The sequence below is a fragment of the Mesorhizobium sp. 128a genome (genome assembly GCF_053848025.1).
In genome coordinates this window covers 186,284-205,545 of the sequence record NZ_JBSPKY010000008.1, presented here as the reverse complement: position 1 = coordinate 205,545, position 19,262 = coordinate 186,284, and the positions used below count along the sequence as shown (strand labels likewise).

At 63.6% G+C, this 19,262-nt stretch carries 14 protein-coding genes; 8 read left to right on the top strand and 6 right to left on the bottom strand.

Annotation, left to right across the window (positions count from 1 at the left end; genetic code table 11):
* Positions 1–79 precede the first annotated feature (79 nt).
* Positions 80–907, top strand: a complete 828-nt coding sequence (locus ACWTU9_RS15875) for a phosphate/phosphite/phosphonate ABC transporter substrate-binding protein (protein WP_455859097.1) — start codon at positions 80–82, stop codon at positions 905–907.
* On the opposite strand, the gene ACWTU9_RS15870 is transcribed toward ACWTU9_RS15875, so the two are convergent.
* The 4 genes from ACWTU9_RS15870 to ACWTU9_RS15855 form a co-directional block, all read right to left on the bottom strand.
* On the bottom strand, positions 872–2,179 hold the full coding sequence (locus ACWTU9_RS15870) for a M24 family metallopeptidase (RefSeq protein ID WP_455859145.1): 1,308 nt from the start codon (positions 2,177–2,179) through the stop codon (positions 872–874). The two genes, ACWTU9_RS15875 and ACWTU9_RS15870, sit on opposite strands and share 36 nt — an antisense overlap.
* 56 nt (positions 2,180–2,235) lie before the next feature.
* Positions 2,236–3,804, bottom strand: a complete 1,569-nt coding sequence (locus tag ACWTU9_RS15865; protein WP_455859096.1) for an ArnT family glycosyltransferase — start codon at positions 3,802–3,804, stop codon at positions 2,236–2,238.
* A 44-nt stretch (positions 3,805–3,848) separates the two neighbouring features.
* On the bottom strand, positions 3,849–6,416 hold the full coding sequence (locus ACWTU9_RS15860) for a GcvT family protein (protein WP_455859095.1): 2,568 nt from the start codon (positions 6,414–6,416) through the stop codon (positions 3,849–3,851).
* Positions 6,417–6,491: 75 nt separating this feature from the next.
* Positions 6,492–8,069, bottom strand: a complete 1,578-nt coding sequence (locus ACWTU9_RS15855) for a trimethylamine methyltransferase family protein (RefSeq protein WP_455859094.1) — start codon at positions 8,067–8,069, stop codon at positions 6,492–6,494.
* A 271-nt stretch (positions 8,070–8,340) separates the two neighbouring features.
* Between ACWTU9_RS15855 and ACWTU9_RS15850 the strand changes: the two genes are divergently transcribed.
* The 5 genes from ACWTU9_RS15850 to ACWTU9_RS15830 all read left to right on the top strand — a co-directional run bounded on the left by ACWTU9_RS15850 (position 8,341) and on the right by ACWTU9_RS15830 (position 14,602).
* Positions 8,341–9,516, top strand: a complete 1,176-nt coding sequence (locus tag ACWTU9_RS15850) for an MFS transporter (RefSeq protein WP_455859093.1) — start codon at positions 8,341–8,343, stop codon at positions 9,514–9,516.
* A gap of 123 nt (positions 9,517–9,639) precedes the next feature.
* Positions 9,640–11,709 carry a prolyl oligopeptidase family serine peptidase gene (locus ACWTU9_RS15845; protein ID WP_455859092.1) on the top strand — a complete coding sequence of 690 codons (2,070 nt, stop codon included), beginning with the start codon at positions 9,640–9,642 and terminating at the stop codon, positions 11,707–11,709.
* A 257-nt stretch (positions 11,710–11,966) separates the two neighbouring features.
* Positions 11,967–13,346 (top strand): aspartate aminotransferase family protein, encoded by a 1,380-nt coding sequence (locus ACWTU9_RS15840; protein ID WP_455859091.1) that lies wholly within the window; start codon positions 11,967–11,969, stop codon positions 13,344–13,346.
* A 144-nt stretch (positions 13,347–13,490) separates the two neighbouring features.
* Positions 13,491–13,856: a hypothetical protein gene (locus ACWTU9_RS15835; protein WP_455859090.1), complete on the top strand. Its 366-nt coding sequence runs from the start codon at positions 13,491–13,493 to the stop codon at positions 13,854–13,856.
* A gap of 107 nt (positions 13,857–13,963) precedes the next feature.
* Positions 13,964–14,602, top strand: coding sequence for a cytochrome c oxidase assembly factor Coa1 family protein (locus tag ACWTU9_RS15830; protein WP_455859089.1), 639 nt, complete (start codon positions 13,964–13,966; stop codon positions 14,600–14,602).
* A 283-nt stretch (positions 14,603–14,885) separates the two neighbouring features.
* Here ACWTU9_RS15830 and mmsB read toward each other — a convergent pair whose 3' ends face one another.
* Together mmsB and ACWTU9_RS15820 are read right to left on the bottom strand one after the other, a co-directional pair.
* Positions 14,886–15,770, bottom strand: coding sequence for a 3-hydroxyisobutyrate dehydrogenase (mmsB, locus tag ACWTU9_RS15825; RefSeq protein WP_455859088.1), 885 nt, complete (start codon positions 15,768–15,770; stop codon positions 14,886–14,888).
* Between the two features lie 23 nt (positions 15,771–15,793).
* Positions 15,794–16,960: an isobutyryl-CoA dehydrogenase gene (locus tag ACWTU9_RS15820; protein WP_455859087.1), complete on the bottom strand. Its 1,167-nt coding sequence runs from the start codon at positions 16,958–16,960 to the stop codon at positions 15,794–15,796.
* 149 nt (positions 16,961–17,109) lie between these two features.
* On the opposite strand from ACWTU9_RS15820, the gene ACWTU9_RS15815 reads away from it, so the two are divergent.
* Positions 17,110–17,718 carry a dimethylsulfonioproprionate lyase family protein gene (locus ACWTU9_RS15815; RefSeq protein WP_455859086.1) on the top strand — a complete coding sequence of 203 codons (609 nt, stop codon included), beginning with the start codon at positions 17,110–17,112 and terminating at the stop codon, positions 17,716–17,718.
* Positions 17,719–17,721: 3 nt separating this feature from the next.
* Positions 17,722–19,191 (top strand): cobyric acid synthase, encoded by a 1,470-nt coding sequence (locus ACWTU9_RS15810; protein ID WP_455859085.1) that lies wholly within the window; start codon positions 17,722–17,724, stop codon positions 19,189–19,191.
* The last annotated feature ends 71 nt before the right edge of the window (positions 19,192–19,262 follow it).

Here is a 19,262-nt window from a genome sequence, read left to right as displayed (position 1 = left end):
AGAAATGCGTGTCGGCCAATTCTGATTGGGCGCCGCGTTTTTGCGAGCGTTTCTCTAGGCATGATGATTTGATATCGGCATGAGTGAATTGATTGCGGCATTGCCTATGTATGACTGGCCCGAAGCGCGCGGCGAGGTCGACGCGCAATGGGCAGCATTGCGCGAGGCCTTCCGCCAACAAGGCATCGGCGCGCCGCAGACAATCATGCGCCGCAATGGTGACCTGCCAGCGGTGCCGGGCGGCATCCGCGATGCCCAGGGAAAGCTGATCGCGCCCGACCCTGCGACGCTGCCGCCGAACGAACTCGATTTCCATAAGCTCTGGCTGCATCCGGCGCTGTTGTTCGCGCAGACCTGTTGGGGGCCAATGGAGCTTGGCCTGTCCAGCCATGTGCAGGTGGTCGGGCAGCCGAGCTACGATGCCTACGAGGGCGGTCAGGGCGAGCTCTATTCGAGCGCGCTGGTGATGCGGACAGGCGAGGGGCCACAGGTTCGCTCGCCAGCGGACGGCAAGGCCGTCCTGCCGCTCGCGCTGATCCGTGGCAAGCGCTTCACCTTCAACAGCCTCGATTCCATGTCCGGCATCATCGCGCCGACTCGCGATCTGGAGGCGCTGGGCGAAAGTCTCGACATCTTTGCCTCACGCAGCGAAAGCGGCGGCCATCGCGACTCGATCGTCGCCGTTGCCGAGGGTTGGGCGGATGTCGCCGCGATCGACTGCGAAAGCTGGGCGCTGGCGCGGCGTTTCGAGCCTGCCGCACAAAAGGTGGTGGTCGTCGGCTGGACGGCCCGGCGCAAAGGCCTGCCGTTCATCACTGCCAGGACGACGCCCGAAAAGACCGTCAGGGCGCTGCGGGAAGCGCTTGCCGGGCTAGCCGAGAAGCCTCGCATCCAGCGGGTAGGTTGAGAGCTTCTCATTGCCGGTCTCGGTGATCAGGATCTGTTCCTCGATCTTGACGCCTTCACGCCCGCCCAGCCTTCCGACATAGCTTTCAACGCACAGCACCATGCCCGGCTCCAGCACACCGTCCGGCGTGTCCGGCGTCCAGTCGCTGGCATGCGGCAGGGTCGGATATTCGTCGGCCAGACCGACGCCATGATAGAGCACGCCGTAGCGGGTCGGGAAGCAGTCTCCCGGCGGCACCACGGAGCGCTCGACCAGGTCGCGGAACGAGGTGCCCGGCTGCATCAGTGCGGTATTCTGGGCGATCTGGTCTGCGGCGATGCGGAAGAGGTCGCGCTGTTCGTTCGACGGCCTTGCATCGCCGCACAGCCAGGTGCGCGACAGGTCGGCGCAGAAGCCGTAGGGGCCGATCAGGTCGGTGTCGAAGGCGACGAGGTCGCCTTCCTCGATGACACGCGACGAGCATTCCTGGAACCACGGATTGGTGCGCGGCCCTGACGCCAGCAGCCGGGTTTCGATCCATTCGCCGCCGCGCGCAATATTGCCGCGGTGCAGTTCGGCCCACAATTCGTTTTCGGAGATGCCCGGCTTTAGCGCCTTCTCCATCTCGCCCATTGCCGCTTCGCAAGCGACGATGGCGCGGCGCATGGCGAGGATTTCGTCGGCCGACTTGATCAGCCGCGCATTTTCCATCACCGCTTCGCCATTGCCGATGGCAATACCGAGCCGGGCGAGTTCCTCGACGCCTTCCGGGTTGATGTGGTCGACGGCGATGCGGCTGTTGCCGCCGCCATGTTCCCTGACCAGATCGGCGATGCCGGCAGCCCAGCGGCGGACCTTCTGTTCGGTCAGTTCGCCGCTATAGAGATACATCCACGATACTGCCGGCCGCACCTCGTCGACGACGCCGGAATGGTCGGACAGATGTTCGCAGGAGAAATAGTCGAACAGCACCACCGGTCCCTCGGTGGCGACGAAGCAGTGGCGGGTCGGGTTGTGCGCGACCCAGAGCTGCATGTTGGTCGAATCGGTGGCGTAGCGGATGTTGACCGGGTCGTAGAGCAGGGCGCCGGCATAGCCGCGGCGCTTTAGTTCAATGCGGATGCGCTCGAGCCGGTATTGGCGCATCGCGGCAAGGTCGGGCGCTGCGATGCCTGCTGCTTGCCATTCGGTCTCAGCCAGCGCGCCATAGCCCAGAACATGCTGGTTCAGCGACGCCGCCTTCCGGCGCGAGGCATCGCGCAGCGCCTCGACCGAGCCCGGCTCGAACGGCATGATCTTGCGGTGATGACCGAACCCTTGCTTTTCCACCCGAGGCCTCCCTGCCGATGCTATTGTGGGGCTGCGCCTGCGGCCACTTTCTTCAGCCGCGTGACCGTCACTATGCGAGTGGGCGGGTCGCTGCCGAACAGCTGCGGCACAGCAAGCTGCTGCGGCGGGCCGTCCGCCACATAGCCAGCCTGATCCAGCAGTTCGTGGACGGCCTCGACATCCTCCTTGTCGTTCGTCGTGACGAGCACCGCCGGCTCTTTCAGCAACTGGCTGAAGTCCGGCAACTCTTCATCGAGGACGATGAGATCGGGATCGATGACACGCAGATTTCCCAACCAGTGCCAGCTCGATATCGTTGTGCGGACTGGTCCGTTTGCCGTCAGCTGGGCGTAGAGAGCCTTGTAGTCCATGCGCACCATGCTGCCTCGGCTGCTGCCGCCATAAAGGTGCGCGTACCAGGTCACCGGCAGCACCAGGATGGCGAGCGTTGCGCCGACAAAGACGATGACGTCCTGCCATTTCCGTCCCCTGTCGCCCCGGGCGTCCATTCGCACGGCCAATGCAACCGGCAGCAGCACAAGCACGGGAAGCATCCAGCGGTCGCGAAACTGCGTTGCGCCGCTCGCCAGGACCAGCACGATGGTGATGGCGAGGGCAAAAGCGATGGTGCGCCACACCAGTTTTTCGGGCCACGGCGTCGGTTGCGGACTTGGCGCGGGCCTCTTCCATGCGATGAGGAAAGCCACCGCGAATATGCCGACCGGCAGCACCGCGAAATACAGCATCGCTTTACCCAGTCCGCGCATGCCATTGAAGGCCGTTGCTATCACGCCGCTTTCCCTGGTCATGCCGAAGCCGCGGGCGTGCGACAGCAACTGGTCGGTGTGCGTCAGGCTCCAGGTGAGTGTCGGCAGGCAAAGCAGCAGCGCCACCACCACGCTGATCAAAAACTGGCGGTTAAGGATCACGCTGCGTGTTTCGCGCAGCGACAGGGTGGACAGCAGCAGCGCGCCGAGAAAAATCACATTGTTGTATTTCGACAGGATGGCGGCCGCGATGGCCACGCCGAACAACACATAGGCTGTCAGCGATCGCCGCTGCACCAGTTCGACGAGCGCAAGAAACAGCACCACTGAAAAACAGAAGGCGGCGATAGAGTGGGTGAGGGCATGCTGCATCTCCCACACCATCTGCGGAAACAAAAGCAGGCCGAACATCGCGGCGGCGCCAGCCCGGCTGGAATAGCCCAGCCGGCGCACGGCAAGGAAGGACGACGCCAGTGCCCCGGCGATCAAGAGGTATTTCACGATCTTGAGCGCGAGGATATTCGTTCCGACCACGGCGGCGACGAGACGGGCAAGCCATGTGTAAAGCGGTGGCTGCGAGCCGCCGTAGCCGGCCCAGAGATAGCGCATGTACATCAGCTGTTCGGAATCGTCGACGCCGACACCGGTTCCGACGATATGGGATGACAGCGTCATCACCGCGATCTGGACGAGGCAGTAGACCGCGAGACAGAAGAGCGCAGCGTTGAAGGGACCGACCTTGCCGTTGCAGAGCCAGTCCGTCCATTTCTCTAGATAGTGCAAGGGGATCGTCTTCTCATCGCGGGAAAAGCCTGCGGCCAACTGCCGAAGGCCCCTTACACGATCTCACGCGCGCTGTCGTCTTTTTAGGTCCGCATCTTCTCGCCGCTCGGATCGAATGGCGCCTCGACATTGATACGGGCCGGGCGCCTGTGTCCGAGGATTTCGATCTCGAACAGGCCAGCGCTTTCGTCCTCGGCGAGTGCAGCCGGCACGTAGCCCTGCGCCATCGACTTCTGCACATGATGCGCATAGCCGCCCGACGTCACCCAGCCGACCACGCGCCAGTCGCCATCGACGATGCCACGCACGGCAGAAGCGCCCTCGGCAGCCTTGGAACCGCGGACCTCCTTGCCCGCCGTGTCGAAACGCGGCGCGCCGTAACCATGCGGCTTTTCGACCGTGCCGTAATCCTTGCTGACCTTGGCCCAGATCGGCTCGTCGCCCATCACGTCGGCATCGGTCGCATCGACGATGAAAGAGACACGGCGCAGCTTTGGGCCTTCCGCCTGTTCCTTGGCGGCTGCTTCACGGCCGATGAAGTCGTTCTTCTCGAGCTTGATGAAGCGGTCCATCGAGCCTTCGAACGGCCCGTAGATCGGCCGAAGCTCGCGGAACCAGGTCGGGAAGTTCTTTTCCAGGCGCATCGACAGCAGGGCGCGCATGCCGAAATCGACCAGCCCGAACTCTTCCCCGGCGTCCTTGATCGCCTTGTAGACCAGGCGCTGATAGGCGGGCGCCATCCAGATCTCATAGCCGAGATCGCCGGTGTAGGTGATGCGGTTGACCATGCAGGGCGCGCCGCCGACGGCCATTTCGCGGAAATCCATGAAGCGGAAGGCTTTTGTTGAGATGTCGACATCGACCAACTTCTGCAGGAGGTCGCGCGATTTTGGGCCGGCGATCGAAAGACCGACCAGCGTCTGGTCGAAGCGATGGATACGCACCCCATCCCTAGGCAAATGCTTTTCGAACCAGCGCATGTGGTATTTCTGCGCGGCCGACGAACCCCAGATCATGAAGCGATCTTCACCGGCCTTGGCGATGGTGAAGTCGCCGATCAGCTTGCCGAATTCGTTGATCATCGGCGTCAGCACGATGCGGCCGATCTTCGGCATCCGGTTGGTCATCAGCCGGTTGAGGAAATCCTCAGCCGCAGATCCCGACACTTCGTATTTGGCAAAGTTGGCGATCTCGGTAACGCCGACACGTTCGCGCGTGGCGCGTACTTCCTCGCCGATCGGGCTGAAATCGTTGGAACGGTGGAAGGAGACGATGTCCTTCGGCTCCTTGCCCTTCGGCGCGAACCATAGCGGGGTTTCCAGACCCCAGCTGTCGCCCATGACGGCGTTGTTGGCGAGCATGGTGTCGTAGAGCGGCGTGGTCTGCGCCGGGCGCGCTGCCGGCAATTCCTCATTGGGGAAGCGAATCGAGAAGCGGCGCGAATAGTTTTCGCGCACCTTAGCGTTGGTGTAACGCAGGCCGGCCCACTCGCCGAAGCGGGCGACATCCATGCCCCAGACGTCGAAGCCCGGGTCGCCATGCACCATCCAGTTCGAAAGTGCGAGGCCGACGCCGCCGCCCTGGCTGAAGCCGGCCATGACGGCGCAGGCGCACCAGAAATTGGTCAGGCCCTGCACCGGTCCGACCAGCGGGTTGCCGTCGAGCGCGAAGGTGAACGGACCGTTGATGATCTGCTTGATGCCGGCCTTCTCGATGCCGGGGAAGTGCTTGAAGCCGATCTCCAGCGACGGTGCGATACGGTCGAGGTCCGGCGGCAAGAGTTCATGGCCGAAATCCCACGGCGTGTTGACCGGCGACCACGGCTTGCAGGCCTTTTCATAAGTGCCGAGCAGGATGCCGTTGCGCTCCTGGCGGGTGTAGATCTCGCCCTTGAAGTCCAGCACGCCTATCATCTCGCGTCCGGTCGACTTGTTGAACTCCTCGACCTCCGGCATCGGCTCGGTGAGCAGGTACATATGCTCCATCGCCAGCACCGGCAGTTCGACGCCGACCATGCGGCCTATCTCGCGCGCCCACAGGCCGCCGCAATTGACGACATGCTCGGCATGAACCGTGCCCTGTTCGGTGACGACATTCCAGGTGCCGTCGGGCTGCTGCGTCAGGTCGACGACGCGGTTGCGCAGCACGATCTCGGCGCCGAGTTTCTTGGCCGCCTTGGAGTAGGCAATCGTGGTGCCGGAGGGATCGAGATGGCCTTCGACCGGATCCCACATCGCGCCGACGAAATTCGTCTCGTCCATCAGGGGAAACATCGCCTTGGCCTCGGAGGGCGTGATCAGCTCGGTGTCCATGCCGAGATAGCGGCCCTTGGCGTGGGCCAGGCGAAGAAAATCCATGCGCTCGGGCGTATCGGCCATCATCACGCCACCGGTCAGATGCAGCGAGCAGGACTGGCCGGAGATCTCCTCGATCTCCTTGTACAGCTGGACTGTGTAGGCCTGGAGCTTGGCGACGTTCGGGTCGCCGTTCAGCGTATGGAAGCCACCGGCGGCATGCCAGGACGAGCCGGAGGTGAGCTCCGAGCGCTCGATCAGCATGATGTCGGTCCAGCCGGCCTTGGCCAGATGGTAGAGCACCGAACAGCCGACGACGCCGCCGCCGATAACAACTGCTTTTACGTGAGATTTCATAAAGGTAGATCCGTTTTTGGGTAAATTGAATCAGGTGTTGGCCAGCGGCGTGACGAACGCTGCGCTCTGTGTCGTTCAGAAATCGGTCGGTGCGCCGCCTTCGGACGTGCGCTTTTCGACGAAGTCGTTTAGTTCTTCGCGGATCGCCGGGTCCATATAGGGTTCCTCGTAGGACGCCAGCCGTTCCTTCCAAACCTTGTTGGCCTTTTCCAGTGCGGTCGGCGAGCCGGCTTCCGCCCAGGTCTCGAAATTGCGCCAGTCGGAGAGGATGGGCGAGTAGAAGGCGGTTTTGTAGCGGTCCTGCGTGTGCTGGGTGCCGAAGAAATGGCCGCCGGGGCCGACCGACTGGATGGCGTCGAAGCCGAGCGCCTCGTCGGAGAGGTCGAGCGGGGTCAGGAATTCTGCCACCATCTGCAACAGGTCGATGTCCAGGATGGTCTTTTCGTAGGAGCAGCGCAGGCCGCCTTCCAGCCAGCCGGCGCCGTGCATCATCAGATTGCCGCCGCCCTGGATGGCGCCCCACAAAGAGAACACGCTTTCATAGGCGGCCTGGGCGTCCACCGTGTTGGCTGCGCAGGTGTTGGAGGTGCGGTAGGGGATCTTGTAGCGGCGGGCAAGCTGGCCGCCGACCAGCTGTGCCTTCATGTATTCGGGCGTGCCGAAGGCCGGCGAACCGGACTTCATGTCGACATTGGAGGTGAAGCCGCCATAGCCAACCGGCGCGCCTTTTTTCACCATCTGCGCAAAGGCTATGCCCGACAGCGCCTCGGCATTCTGCTGCACCAGCGCGCCGGCAATGGTCACCGGCGCCATGGCGCCGGACAGGGTGAAGGGCGTGACGACGACGACCTGGCCCTTGCTCGACATCTGGATGATGCCTTCCATCATCGGCACGTCGAGCTTCAGCGGTGAATTGGTGTTGATGATGGTGAAGACGGACGGCTCTTCCAGCATCTGCTCGTGGCTGATGCCGCGCGCGATCCTGGCGATCTCGATGCCGTCGACATTGCGTTCCTTGCCGAGCGAATAGATGTGGAACACCTTGTCGGTCAGCGTGGCAAGGTCGCGGATGCATTCGAGATGGCGCACCGACGGGTGAATGTCGGTCGGCTCGACCGGATAGCCACCGGTGCAGTTCAGGATGTTGTGCATCTGCGCCAGGCGCAGGAAGTTGCGGTAGTCGGCCTGGTTGCCCGGGCGGCGGCCGCGGTCGAGGTCGGAACAGTTCGGCGCCGAGGCCATCATAGACAGGATCACATTGTTGCCGCCGAAGCGGACATTGTGCGCCGGATTGCGGGCATGCAGCGTGAATTCCGACGGGCAATTCGAGATCAGATCGAGGATCATGTCGCTGTCGAAGCGCACCCGCTCGCTGCCTTCGGTCACGTCGGCCCCATGTTGCTTCATGATGCGGCGGGCTTCGTCGTGCAGCACGTCGACGCCGATCTCCCTCAAGACGCGCAGCGAGGCGAGGTGGATCGATTCCAGCTCGTCGTCGGAGACCAGCTTGGTCGGCGTCAGCGGGTTTCTCAGCTGCCGGAAAGCCGGCTGCTCGAAAGCGGCCGAGCCGCCGGCGCGCTTGCCCGCACGGCCACCGCGACGGGCGCGGTCGGTTGCCAGAGGCGGTTCGGCTGGGTGCAGGGCAGCGGTCATGGTGGTCCTCGTACAATGCTTGCAGCGGGCGGCATAATGGACCGGCTGACTGCAGGCTATTGCGGAGGCGGCGACCACTAGGACGAGGGAAGCGACATGATCGAAGGGCAGTTTGCGACAGCTGACAAGCCTGACGGAACAGGCTGACAGGACGCGCCCACTGAGCCGCTTGGCGCAAGGGGATTTCGTCCGCGGCTCTTCCTTTCCCTAAAACGAACCGCTAGCTCAGTGGTTTGCCGCTGGTGGGTCGGCAATTCACTGGAAAGGCAGCATGGCCGCGACCGATTCGAGCGAGGGCGAAGCGGCGACGCAATGGGTGGCGCTGGCCGGCGTCACCGCGGCACTTGCCATGTTCGGCGCCGCGCAAGGCTTAAGCTATCCGCTGTTCACGCTTTTGATGCAGCGCCAAGGCATGTCGCCGGCTTTGATTGGCCTTTCCGCCGCTATGATGCCGGTCGGCCTGATCCTGTCGGCGTCCTTCGTGCCGGCGGCCGTGCGGTTGTTCGGCGCCCGCAACCTCGCTGTCGGCTGTTCGCTGATCGGGGCGCTGTGCTTTCTGGGGATCGGCTATTTGCAGGACTGGGTCGCCTGGTTCGTCATCCGCTTTCTCGTCGGCGTGGTCATCAACCCGCTCTATGTGCTTGGCGAAGTGTGGGCACTGTCGCTGGCGCCGCCGTCGCGGCGCGGGCGGGTGATGGGCGTGTTCAATGCGCTGATGGGCGCCGGCTACGCGGCCGGGCCGCTCATCCTGATCACCGTCGGTGCCTCGGGATGGCCGCCCTTCATTGCCGCGATAGCAGGCTTTGGGCTCTGCGCGCTGATCCTGCGCGCGCTGTCGTCGAAGCTGACCGGCTTCGAGGATGACGGTCAGCCCGCCAGCGGCCTTTTCGGCTTTGCCAGGTTGGCGCCGGCACTGCTGCTGGCGGTGCTGGTTTCGGCGGCGGTGCAGCAGAGCACCTATGCGCTGATCCCGGTCTTCGGCGCCGGCTATTCGCTTCCCGAGGCAAAGCTCGCGGCGCTGGTGACGGCGCTGTCGGCCGGCAACATCCTTCTGCAGGTTCCGCTCGGGCTGATGGCCGAACGTTTCGGCGGCCGGGCGATGATCGTCTTTTGCGCACTGGCGACGGCGGCGTGTGCGTTGTCGCTGCCGGTGCTGATCACCACGCCGCTGGTGTGGCCGGTGCTGGTGGTGATGGGCGCGGTCGGCTACGGCGTCTACACCATGGCGCTGGTCGAACTCGGCAGCCGCTTCAAGGGAACGGTGCTGGTCGCCGGCAACGCCGCCTTCGCGCTGATGTGGGGCGCCGGCGGCATTGTCGGACCACCTGGTGCCGGTGCGCTGATGCAGGTCATCGGTCCGCTCGGCCTGCCTGTCGTCATCGCCGGCCTCGATGCGCTGCTGGTGAGCTTTGCGCTCTACCGATCCTTCAAGCGCCAAAACGCCTGACAGGCTTTCCCAGAGACAGGGCTTACTCCCGTCGGTGCTGATGACCTCACGTCACCATCTTGAATAAAACCGCCTGGGACGCGATGTAGGCAGCGCCGCCCGCCAATAGCTTGGAGACCACGCGTGACCCAATCGACGACAAGACGCCAGACGGATGCCGCTGCGGACGATAGTTTCCTCTGGCTGGAGGACCGCACCAGCAAGGAGTCGCTCGACTGGGTGCACCGCCAGAATGAGCTGACGGTCGGCCAGTTGCAGGGCGACCCGTCCTACCAGGCAGCGTTCGAGACCGCGCTCGACCTGATGACGGCCGAAGACAACATCGCGGTCGGCGCTGCGCTCAACGGCCATGTCTACAATTTCTGGCAGGACAAGGCCAACGTGCTCGGCCTCTGGCGCCGCACGACGGTCGCCTCCTACAAGACCGAGAAGCCGGACTGGGAAACGATTATCGACTTCGACGTGCTGTCGGCCAGGGAGGGTGTGAAGTGGGTGTTCAGCGGCGCCAGCCGCCTCTATCCCGATTTCAATCTTTGCCTGGTGGCGATGTCGCCGGATGGCGGCGATGCCAGCGAAATGCGCGAATTCGACATTGAGGCCAGATCCTTTGTCGAGGGCGGCTTCAGGGCTCCCGCCTCCAAGTCCGGCTTTTCCTGGCTGGACAAGGACACCGTCCTTGTCTCGGCCGCCTTCGAGGAAGAGGACAAGACCCAGTCCGGGTATCCGCGCGTCGTGAAGCTGTGGAAGCGCGGCACGCGCCTGGAAGACGCGACGCCGATCTTCGAGGCGGAGAAGCAGGACCTCGCGGCCGGCGTCGGGGTCGAATATGACGGCGACAGACAGTATTTGTTTCTGGCCCGCGCGATCGCCTTCTTTTCTTCGCACAGCTTCCTGCGCCTGCCATCGGGCGAGAACCGGCGCATCCCGCTGCCCGACGATGTTACCGACACCGCACTGTTCAAGGGCCGGTTTGTGTTCAGCGTGCGCAGCCTGTGGACCGCACCCGACGGCACCGGGTGCCAACCTGACGGGCTCTATTCCCTGGATTTCGAACGCTGGATCGAGACCGGTGAACTGGGACCTGTCGAAACCATGCTCGAGCCGGCGCATCGCGTGTCCATCGCCGGCATTGCCCGTACGCAGGACCGGCTGTTCATCAACCTGATGGACAATGTGCGCGGCAAGGTCATCGTCGCCGAGCGCATTGGGAAACGCTGGTCGCTCAAGCCGGTGGCGTTGCCCGAAAACGGCAATGTCGGGATCGCCCATGCCGAGCATTTCGGCTCCAGCGTTTCCTTCTCCTTCACCGATTTCCTGACGCCGAGCTCGATCATCTGGTCGGACGACGATGGCGAGACGCTGGCCACGGTGAAGTCGCAGCCGGCGCGTTTCGATGCAGCGCCGCTGATTTCCGAACAGTTCGAGGCGCGTTCGAAGGACGGCACGATGGTCCCGTATTTCGTCGTCAGGCGGCGGGACCAGAAAGGTCCGGTGCCGACGCTGCTCTACGGCTATGGCGGTTTCGAAGTGCCGCTGCTGCCCGGCTATGCCGGCGTGCGCGGCAGGCTGTGGCTGGAAAAGGGCAATGCCTATGTCCAGGCCTGCATCCGCGGCGGCGGCGAGTTCGGACCGGCCTGGCACCAGGCGGCGCTGAAGGGCAATCGCCAGAATGCCTTCGACGATTTCGCCGCGGTGGCGCAGGATGTCGTCAAGCGCGGCATCGCAACGGCCGGCTCGCTCGGCATCCAGGGCGGTTCGAATGGTGGTCTGCTGACCGGCGTTTCTCTGACCCAGCATCCCGAGCTGTTCGGCGCCGTCATCATCGAGGTGCCGCTGCTCGACATGCTGCGCTACACCCAACTGCCGCCCGGCGCCTCGTGGATGGGCGAATATGGCGACCCGTCGCAACCGGAAGAGGCCAAGTGGCTGGCCGCCTACTCGCCCTACCAGCATGTATCGGGCGATGCCGCCTATCCGCCGGTGCTGTTGACGACGTCGACCGCGGACGATCGCGTCCATCCCGGCCATGCCCGCAAGATGGCGGCGCGATTGCAGGAAGCCGGCCACGGCAGGACGCTGTTCTTCGAGGAGACCGAGGGCGGCCATGGCGGGCGCGGCGATCGCCGGCCGCAGGCGGCGCAAACGGCGATGAAATACGTCTTCCTGCAAAGGGCGCTGTCCGCCAAAGCCTAGACGGATGCCGTCGTGGGCCAAGCAAAGGGTGGTTCACCTCGACTAGCCTTTGCTCTAAGGTGCGGCCATGGCTCTTGTCAGGATCTTGGTCAGCGCCTTCGGGGCTCGCGTATTTCGGGTCGCGGTGACACCGTCACCGCGCACGCTGCGCGCCGAGCTTTTGCGGTTGTGCGCCCGCATTGGCTATTCACCACCTGCTATCCTCTGACGAATTCGCCCCGGCGCCGCCGGAATGATTTCAGAGGAAAGATCCAGACATGACCTATCAGAACTATTCGCTGAAGCAGCTTCAGCAGATCGACGCCGCGCATCATCTGCATCCCTTCACCGACCACAAGGAATTGCGCGAGACCGGCTCGCGTATCATCACCCATGCCAACGGCCCGTTTATCTACGATGCCGACGGCACCGAGATCCTCGACGGCATGGCCGGGCTGTGGTGCGTCAATGTCGGCTACGGCCGCGACGAGCTGGCCGACGCGGCTTACGCGCAGATAAAGGAATTGCCCTACTATAACTCATTCTTCAAATGCTCGACGCCGACGCCGGTGCTGTTGTCGAAGAAGCTGGCGGAGCTGGCGCCAAAGGGCATCGCCCAGGTGTTTTACGGCTCCTCCGGTTCGGAGGCCAACGACACGGCGCTGCGGCTCGTGCGCCACTATTGGGCGCTGGAAGGCAAGCCCGAGAAGAACCGTATCATCTCGCGCAAGATGGGCTATCACGGTTCGACCATCGCCGGCACCTCGCTGGGCGGCATGGAACCGATGCACAAGCAGCTCGGCGGCGCTGTTCCCAACATCGTCCATGTGATGATGCCTTATGCCTATGAGCTCGCACTGCCCGGCGAAAGCGACCATGATTTCGGCCTGCGCGCGGCAAAGGCCGTCGAGGACGCCATTCTCGAGGCCGGGGCCGACAAGGTTGCGGCCTTCATCGGCGAGCCGGTGATGGGGGCGGGCGGGGTGAAAATCCCGCCGATTAGCTACTGGCCGGAAGTGCAGCGCATCTGCCGCAAATACGATGTGCTTTTGATGCTGGACGAGGTCATCACCGGCTATGGCCGCACCGGCGAATGGTTCGCCGCGCAGACCTTCGGCATCGAGCCCGACACCATCACCACAGCCAAGGCGCTGACCTCAGGCTATCAGCCGCTTTCGGCCCTGCTGGTCGGCGACCGCATCACTGCGACGTTGGTCGAAAAAGGTGGCGAGTTCTACCACGGCTATACCTATTCCGGTCACCCCGTGGCCTGCGCGGTGGCGCTGAAGAACCTTGAGATCATGGAGCGCGAGGGCTTGGTCGACCGGGTCAAGAACGACACCGGACCTTATTTCGCCCAGGCGCTGCAGGAGCGCATTGCCGGCCACGAGCTGGTCGGCGAGGTGCGTTCGATCGGGCTGATGGGGGCGATCGAGATTGTCAAGGACAAGGCGACCAAGGAGCGTTTCCTGCCGGCGGGCAGTGCCGCCGTCACCATTCGCGACCACGCTATCGCCCAGGGCCTGATGCTGCGCGCCACCGGCGACACGATGATCCTGTCGCCGCCGCTGATCTGGACACGCGAGACGATCGACATGGCTTGCGAGCGCATCGCCAGGGCGTTGGATCTGGCGCAAGCGGATCTGCGCAAGAAGTAGGCGGAACGATCGCCGGGCGCCCTGCAAATCCGGGCGTCCGGCCTCAAACGCAACTTCCGTGGCGATAAAAGGGAACGAATATCCCTCGTCGCGCGTAGTGTTGCGGGACCGGCCAAGACCGGCTGCATTGGGGTCAGGATTTTCATGACAAAGACAGGCAAGAGCCGGCGGGTGCTGGAGGCGGCCGGGATAGGCCAGGATTTGATGCTGGCGCCGCTGGTGGCGATGATGCGCCTGCCGCTGATGGCCGCGGACGCACAGAGCGGCCGGGGCTGGAGCCCTGAAACCGTACGCGCGGTGCAGGAGAAAGCTACGGCTGTTGCCGAAGGCGCGTTTGCCGCGCAAATGGCGCTGTTCCAGTCGGCCGCGCGCTTCTGGCCCGAGATCCTCTCCGGCCGCACGCCGTCGCTGTTCAACGGCACCGCGGCGGCGAATTCGGTCAGCGCTGCGCTGAGACCCGCCAGCCGCGCGGTGAAAGCGAATTTTCGCCGGCTGTCGTCGAAAGGCTGATTGAGGCTTCGGCCTGTCCGACTTGGCGAGGGGGTGAAAGCCGGTTTCCGGTTTGGCCACGCCTGCGCTAGACTCCCGCGAGGCAGTCTTTGCCGATGGGGGAGATGATGGCAGTACAACCGCTCAACCAGCCCGCCGACATTCCGCCAGAACTCGACCGCTGGAACTGGGGCGCGTTTTTCCTCAACTGGATCTGGGGCCTCGCCAACAACACATTCATCGCGCTGCTGATGTTCGTCCCACTGGTCAACATCGTCATGCTCTTCGTGCTGGGCGCCAAGGGCAGCCGCTGGGCGTGGCAGAATGTATCCTGGCGCGATGCCGAGCATTTTCGAAGGGTGCAACGCAACTGGGCGATCGCCGGGTTCAGCCTGTTCGTCATCTCGCTTTTCAGCATTGCCGCCGTGATCGCCGTCGTCCCTCGCATGATGAAGAATAGCGACGCCTACCGGCTAACCATGGAGACGGTGCGCGTCGATGACCGTGTCAAGGCCGCGCTTGGTGAAGATATTGACGCCGGCTATTGGGTGGTCGGCAGCGTTCAGATCTTCGGAAACGGCTTGGGCGACGCCCAGCTCAGCATTCCTGTCCACGGTAGCCGTGGATGGGGCTGGGTGATGTCGCATGCCGTGCGCAACGCTGGGAAATGGAACCTGCGCCTGCTTGTCATCATGGCTGGAGGGGCGCCAATCGTGCTGGTTGACGAGGATCACATCGGCAGTCCAGGCACGGCAACCAAAATATAACTGGACGCCGCAGCAATAGTTCCCAGAAACGCAAAAACCGCGTCCCATCGGGAACGCGGCTTTGCCAGATACGCATGGCGTTTCGCCAACAATACACTTGCGAAACTTACGGGCTCCGGTACGCGAGACCTGATCCGGAGCGCCGGGCGGATGCGATATGTCCGCCTCGCCGTCCGTTGTATAGGCACATCGTTACCGTCGGGTTATCGAGAGCTTAAGCAAATCTAAATTTGCAAATTTCTCGTGCAAGAAAAATCGATAAAACCGCTGCAAAATTCGAAACTTATAGAGAATTGCCACGAAGGAAATTTATGATACCTGAGAAATCGGCGCCGCCATTTCCCTGGGCGTTGAACAGCGCATAGAGCTGGGCTGCTTCGGCCCCCATCGGCGTCACCGCGCCGGCACTTTGCGCGGCTTCCTGCGACAGTTTCAGGTCCTTCAGCATGAGTGCCGCGGCAAAGCCAGGCTTGTAATCCCTGTTGGCCGGAGATGCCGGCACCGGGCCGGGCACCGGGCAGTAGGTGGTCAGCGACCAGCACTGGCCGGACGAGGTCGAGGCGACATCGAACAGCGCCTGATGCGAGAGGCCGAGCTTTTCGGCCAGCACGAAGGCCTCGGCGACGCCGATCATCGAAATACCGAGCATCATGTTGTTGCAGATTTTTGCTGCCTGGCCGGCGCCGTCGTCGCCGCAATGGACGATGCGGCCAGCCATCGGCTTGAGGATCGGCTCGGCGGCAGCAAAAGCTTCGCCCGAGCCGCCGGCCATGAAGGTGAGGGTGCCGGCGGCAGCCCCGCCGGTGCCGCCGGAGACCGGTGCATCGATCGAATGCAGACCATGCTTCCTTGCAACGGCATGCGCCTTACGGGCCGATTCGACATCGATGGTCGAGGAGTCGATGAACAGCGCGCCTTGCTTGGCCTTGGGCGCGATGTCCTCGTAGACCGAGAGCACATGCTTGCCGGCGGGAAGCATCGTAATCACCACATCGGCGTCCTTCACCGCGGCAACGGCATTGGCCATGACAATGACGCCGTGCTCGCGCGCAACCGTTAGATTCTCCGGCATCAGATCGAAGCCGTGCACCGTATGCCCCGCCTTGACCAAATTGGCGGCCATTGGATTGCCCATATTGCCGAGGCCGATGAAGGCGATCGTCGTCATTGTTCTCTCCCGGTATGCTGGCTTTAACGACCGATCAGTGCGCGCGCTATGATCACGCGCATGATCTCGTTGGTGCCTTCGAGGATCTGGTGGACGCGCAGGTCGCGCACTAGTTTTTCGATGCCGTAATCGTGCAGGTAGCCATAGCCGCCATGCAGTTGCAGCGCCTCGTTGGCGACGTTGAAGCCGATATCGGTGACGAAGCGCTTGGCCATCGCCGACCATTTGCCGCCATCCACCGCCTTGCGGTCGAGTTTCGAGGCGGCGGCGTAGAGAAAGATGCGCGCCGCCTGCAGTTCCGTCTCCATGTCGGCCAGCCTGAATTGCAGCGCCTGGAACTGGTTGATCTTGGAACCGAAGGCCTTGCGCTCTCCTGTATAGGCCAGCGCCTTGTCGAGCGCGGATTGCGCGCCGCCGAGCGAGCAGGCGGCGATGTTGAGCCGGCCGCCATCGAGGCCGGCCATGGCGATGCCGAAACCCGCGCCTTCGCCCCACAGCAGGTTTTGCGCCGGCACCTTGCAGTCCTCAAAAATGACCTGGCGGGTCGACTGCATGTGCCAGCCCATCTTGTGCTCGTTAGCGCCGAAGGCGAGGCCGGGCGCGTCCTTGGGCACGACGAAGGTGGAAATGCCCTTCGGACCATCGGCGCCGGTGCGCGCCATGACGACATAGAGGTCGCTGTCGCCGGCGCCGGAAATGAACTGCTTGGCGCCGTTGAGCACATAGTCGTCGCCGTCCTTCACCGCGCGCGTCTTAAGCGCCGCGGCGTCGGAGCCGGAGCCCGGTTCGGTCAGGCAGTAGCTTGCCAGCCATTCCATCGAGGTCAGCTTCGGCAGGAAGCGCTGGCGCTGCTCGTCGCTGCCGAAGCGGTCGATCATCGACGCCGCCATGTTGTGGATCGAGATGAAGGAGGAGAAAGCCGGATCGGCGTGCGCCAGCGCCTCGAAGATCAACACGGCGTCGAGCCGGCCGAGCGCGGAACCGCCGACATCGTCCCTGACATAGATGCCGCCGAGGCCGAGCGGACCGGTCTCGCGGATCACATCGGCGGGAAAGTGTTTTGCGCGGTCCCATTCGAGCGCATTCGGCGCGACGCGATCGGCGGCGAAGGCCTGGGCCATCTCCTGGATAGCGCGCTGCTCCTCGTTGAGTTCGAACTGGCTGGTGCTCGCATCGACCGCGGCGTCCATGGCGTGCTCCCTGTGTTTCCTGGGCGGGGGTTGGCCTGCTGGCCTGTTGTTTTTGGCTTTGCGCGCCGCCCAATCTAGACCAATGATGCCGCCGCGCAACCCGGCCTGCTGCGCAGCGGCTGTGCATGAATGGATCAACGGAGCAGAGAGTGCCGACATATTTCGATGAACTGCTCGGCCGCTTCCATGCCTATCTCCGGGGCGTGGACGACGCACTGGTGCGGGGCGCTGTCGCCCGAATCGACTGGACAATGCCGGCGCGTCCGCTCGAACCGCATCCGCTGCCTTGCGTTGGTCTGCTCAACCGAATCGTCAAACTGGCGCCGCCGGATGCTCAGGCGCTGGTGCAGCTGCTGGCGGACCGTCGGGGCGATCTGTGCTGGGGACAGACCTACAATGCGGCGGATTTCGGCGAAGCGTTCCTGCAGAAATATGGCTGGCTGGAGGTCTTTGGGCTGCGCGGTCATTTCGCCAATGACGAGGCCGCGGCCGGATTGCTGATCCTGGGACCCGGCATTACCTATCCCGACCATCATCATATTGCAGAGGAGATCTACATTCCGCTGACCGGTGGTACCGAATGGCGCATGGGGGAGGGCGGCTTTCACGTCCGCCAGGCGGGCGAGGTGATCCATCACGCCTCCAATGTCAGCCATGCCATGCGCACCGGCAGCGAGCCGCTGCTGGCGCTCTACATCTGGCGCGGCGGGCCGCTGGCGCAGAAGTCGACCATTCCCGGCGCGCAGGGCAGGGTCTGAGCCATGGCCAAGGCGATCATGCTGCAGGGCACGGGCTCGGATGTCGGCAAGACCGTGCTGGTGGCGGGGCTGTGCCGTGCGGCCAGGAATCGCGGGCTGAAGGTCAGGCCGTTCAAGCCGCAGAACATGTCGAACAATGCCGCCGTTGCCGACATTCCCGGTGAGAGGGGCGGTGGCGAGATCGGTCGCGGGCAATGGCTGCAGGCGCTGGCCTGCGGGATCGCGCCATCGGTGCACATGAACCCGGTGCTGCTCAAGCCGCAGACCGATGTCGGGGCGCAGGTCATCGTCCAGGGCAAGGTGTTCGGCGAGGCGCGGGCGCGCGACTACCAGGCGCTGAAAGGCCGGCTGATGGATGTTGTGCTGGACTCCTGGGCGAAGGTCGGCGAGGGCGCCGATCTCGTCATCGTCGAGGGCGCGGGATCGCCGGCCGAGATCAACCTCAGAAGCCGCGACATCGCCAATATGGGCTTTGCCATGCGCGCCGACGTGCCGGTCATCCTGGTCGGCGACATCGACCGTGGCGGCGTCATCGCCTCGGTCGCCGGCACGCATCTGATCCTGCCGGAAGAGGACCGGCGAATGATCGTCGGTTACCTCATCAACAAGTTTCGTGGTGACGTCTCGCTTTTCGACGACGGCATCAAGGCGATCGATCAATTCACCGGCTGGCGCTGCTTCGGCGTCGTTCCGTGGCTGAAGGCGGCGGCGCGATTGCCTTCGGAGGATTCCGTGGTGCTCGAACGCTTGGCTTCAGGCGGGAAACGGGCGCTGAAAGTCGCCGTGCCGATGCTTGGCCGCATCGCCAATTTCGACGATCTCGATCCGCTCAAGTCCGAACCGCAGGTCGAAGTGGTGTTCGTGCCGCCGGGACAGCACCTGCCTGAGGATGCCGGCCTGGTGGTCATTCCCGGCTCGAAGTCGACGATCGGCGATCTCATTAAGTTCCGCGAGAATGGCTGGGACCGCGATCTTCTGGCGCACCGAAAACGCGGCGGCCATGTCGTCGGCATCTGCGGCGGCTTCCAGATGCTCGGCCGCATGGTGCGCGATCCCGATGGCATCGAGGGCAGCCTCACCGAAGCGGAAGGCCTTGGTCTGCTCGACATCGAGACGGTAATGGAACCGGAAAAGACGGTGCGCAATTCAAGCGCGCGCTCAGTGCCGTTCGGCCTGCCGCTCGAGGGCTACGAAATTCATCTCGGCCGCACCACCGGGCCGGACACCGCGCGGCCATCCGCCGTGATTAACGGCGCCGATGACGGCGCCATCTCCGCCGACGGCAAGGTTTTCGGCACCTATCTGCATGGCTTGTTTTCCGCCGACGCTTTCCGCGCAGCATATCTTGCCAGCCTTGGTGTCAAGGGCGGCGGCATCGACTATCGTGCCGAAGTGGAGAAGGCGCTGGACGAGATCGCAGCCGAGCTGGAGACGCATCTCGACTGCGACGCGATTTTTGGGTTGGCACGGTAGTTGATATGCCCGCTTTGGTGATTAGTTGACACGCCTGTCCTGTCGTCATCCTCGGGTCTCCGCGACGGAGC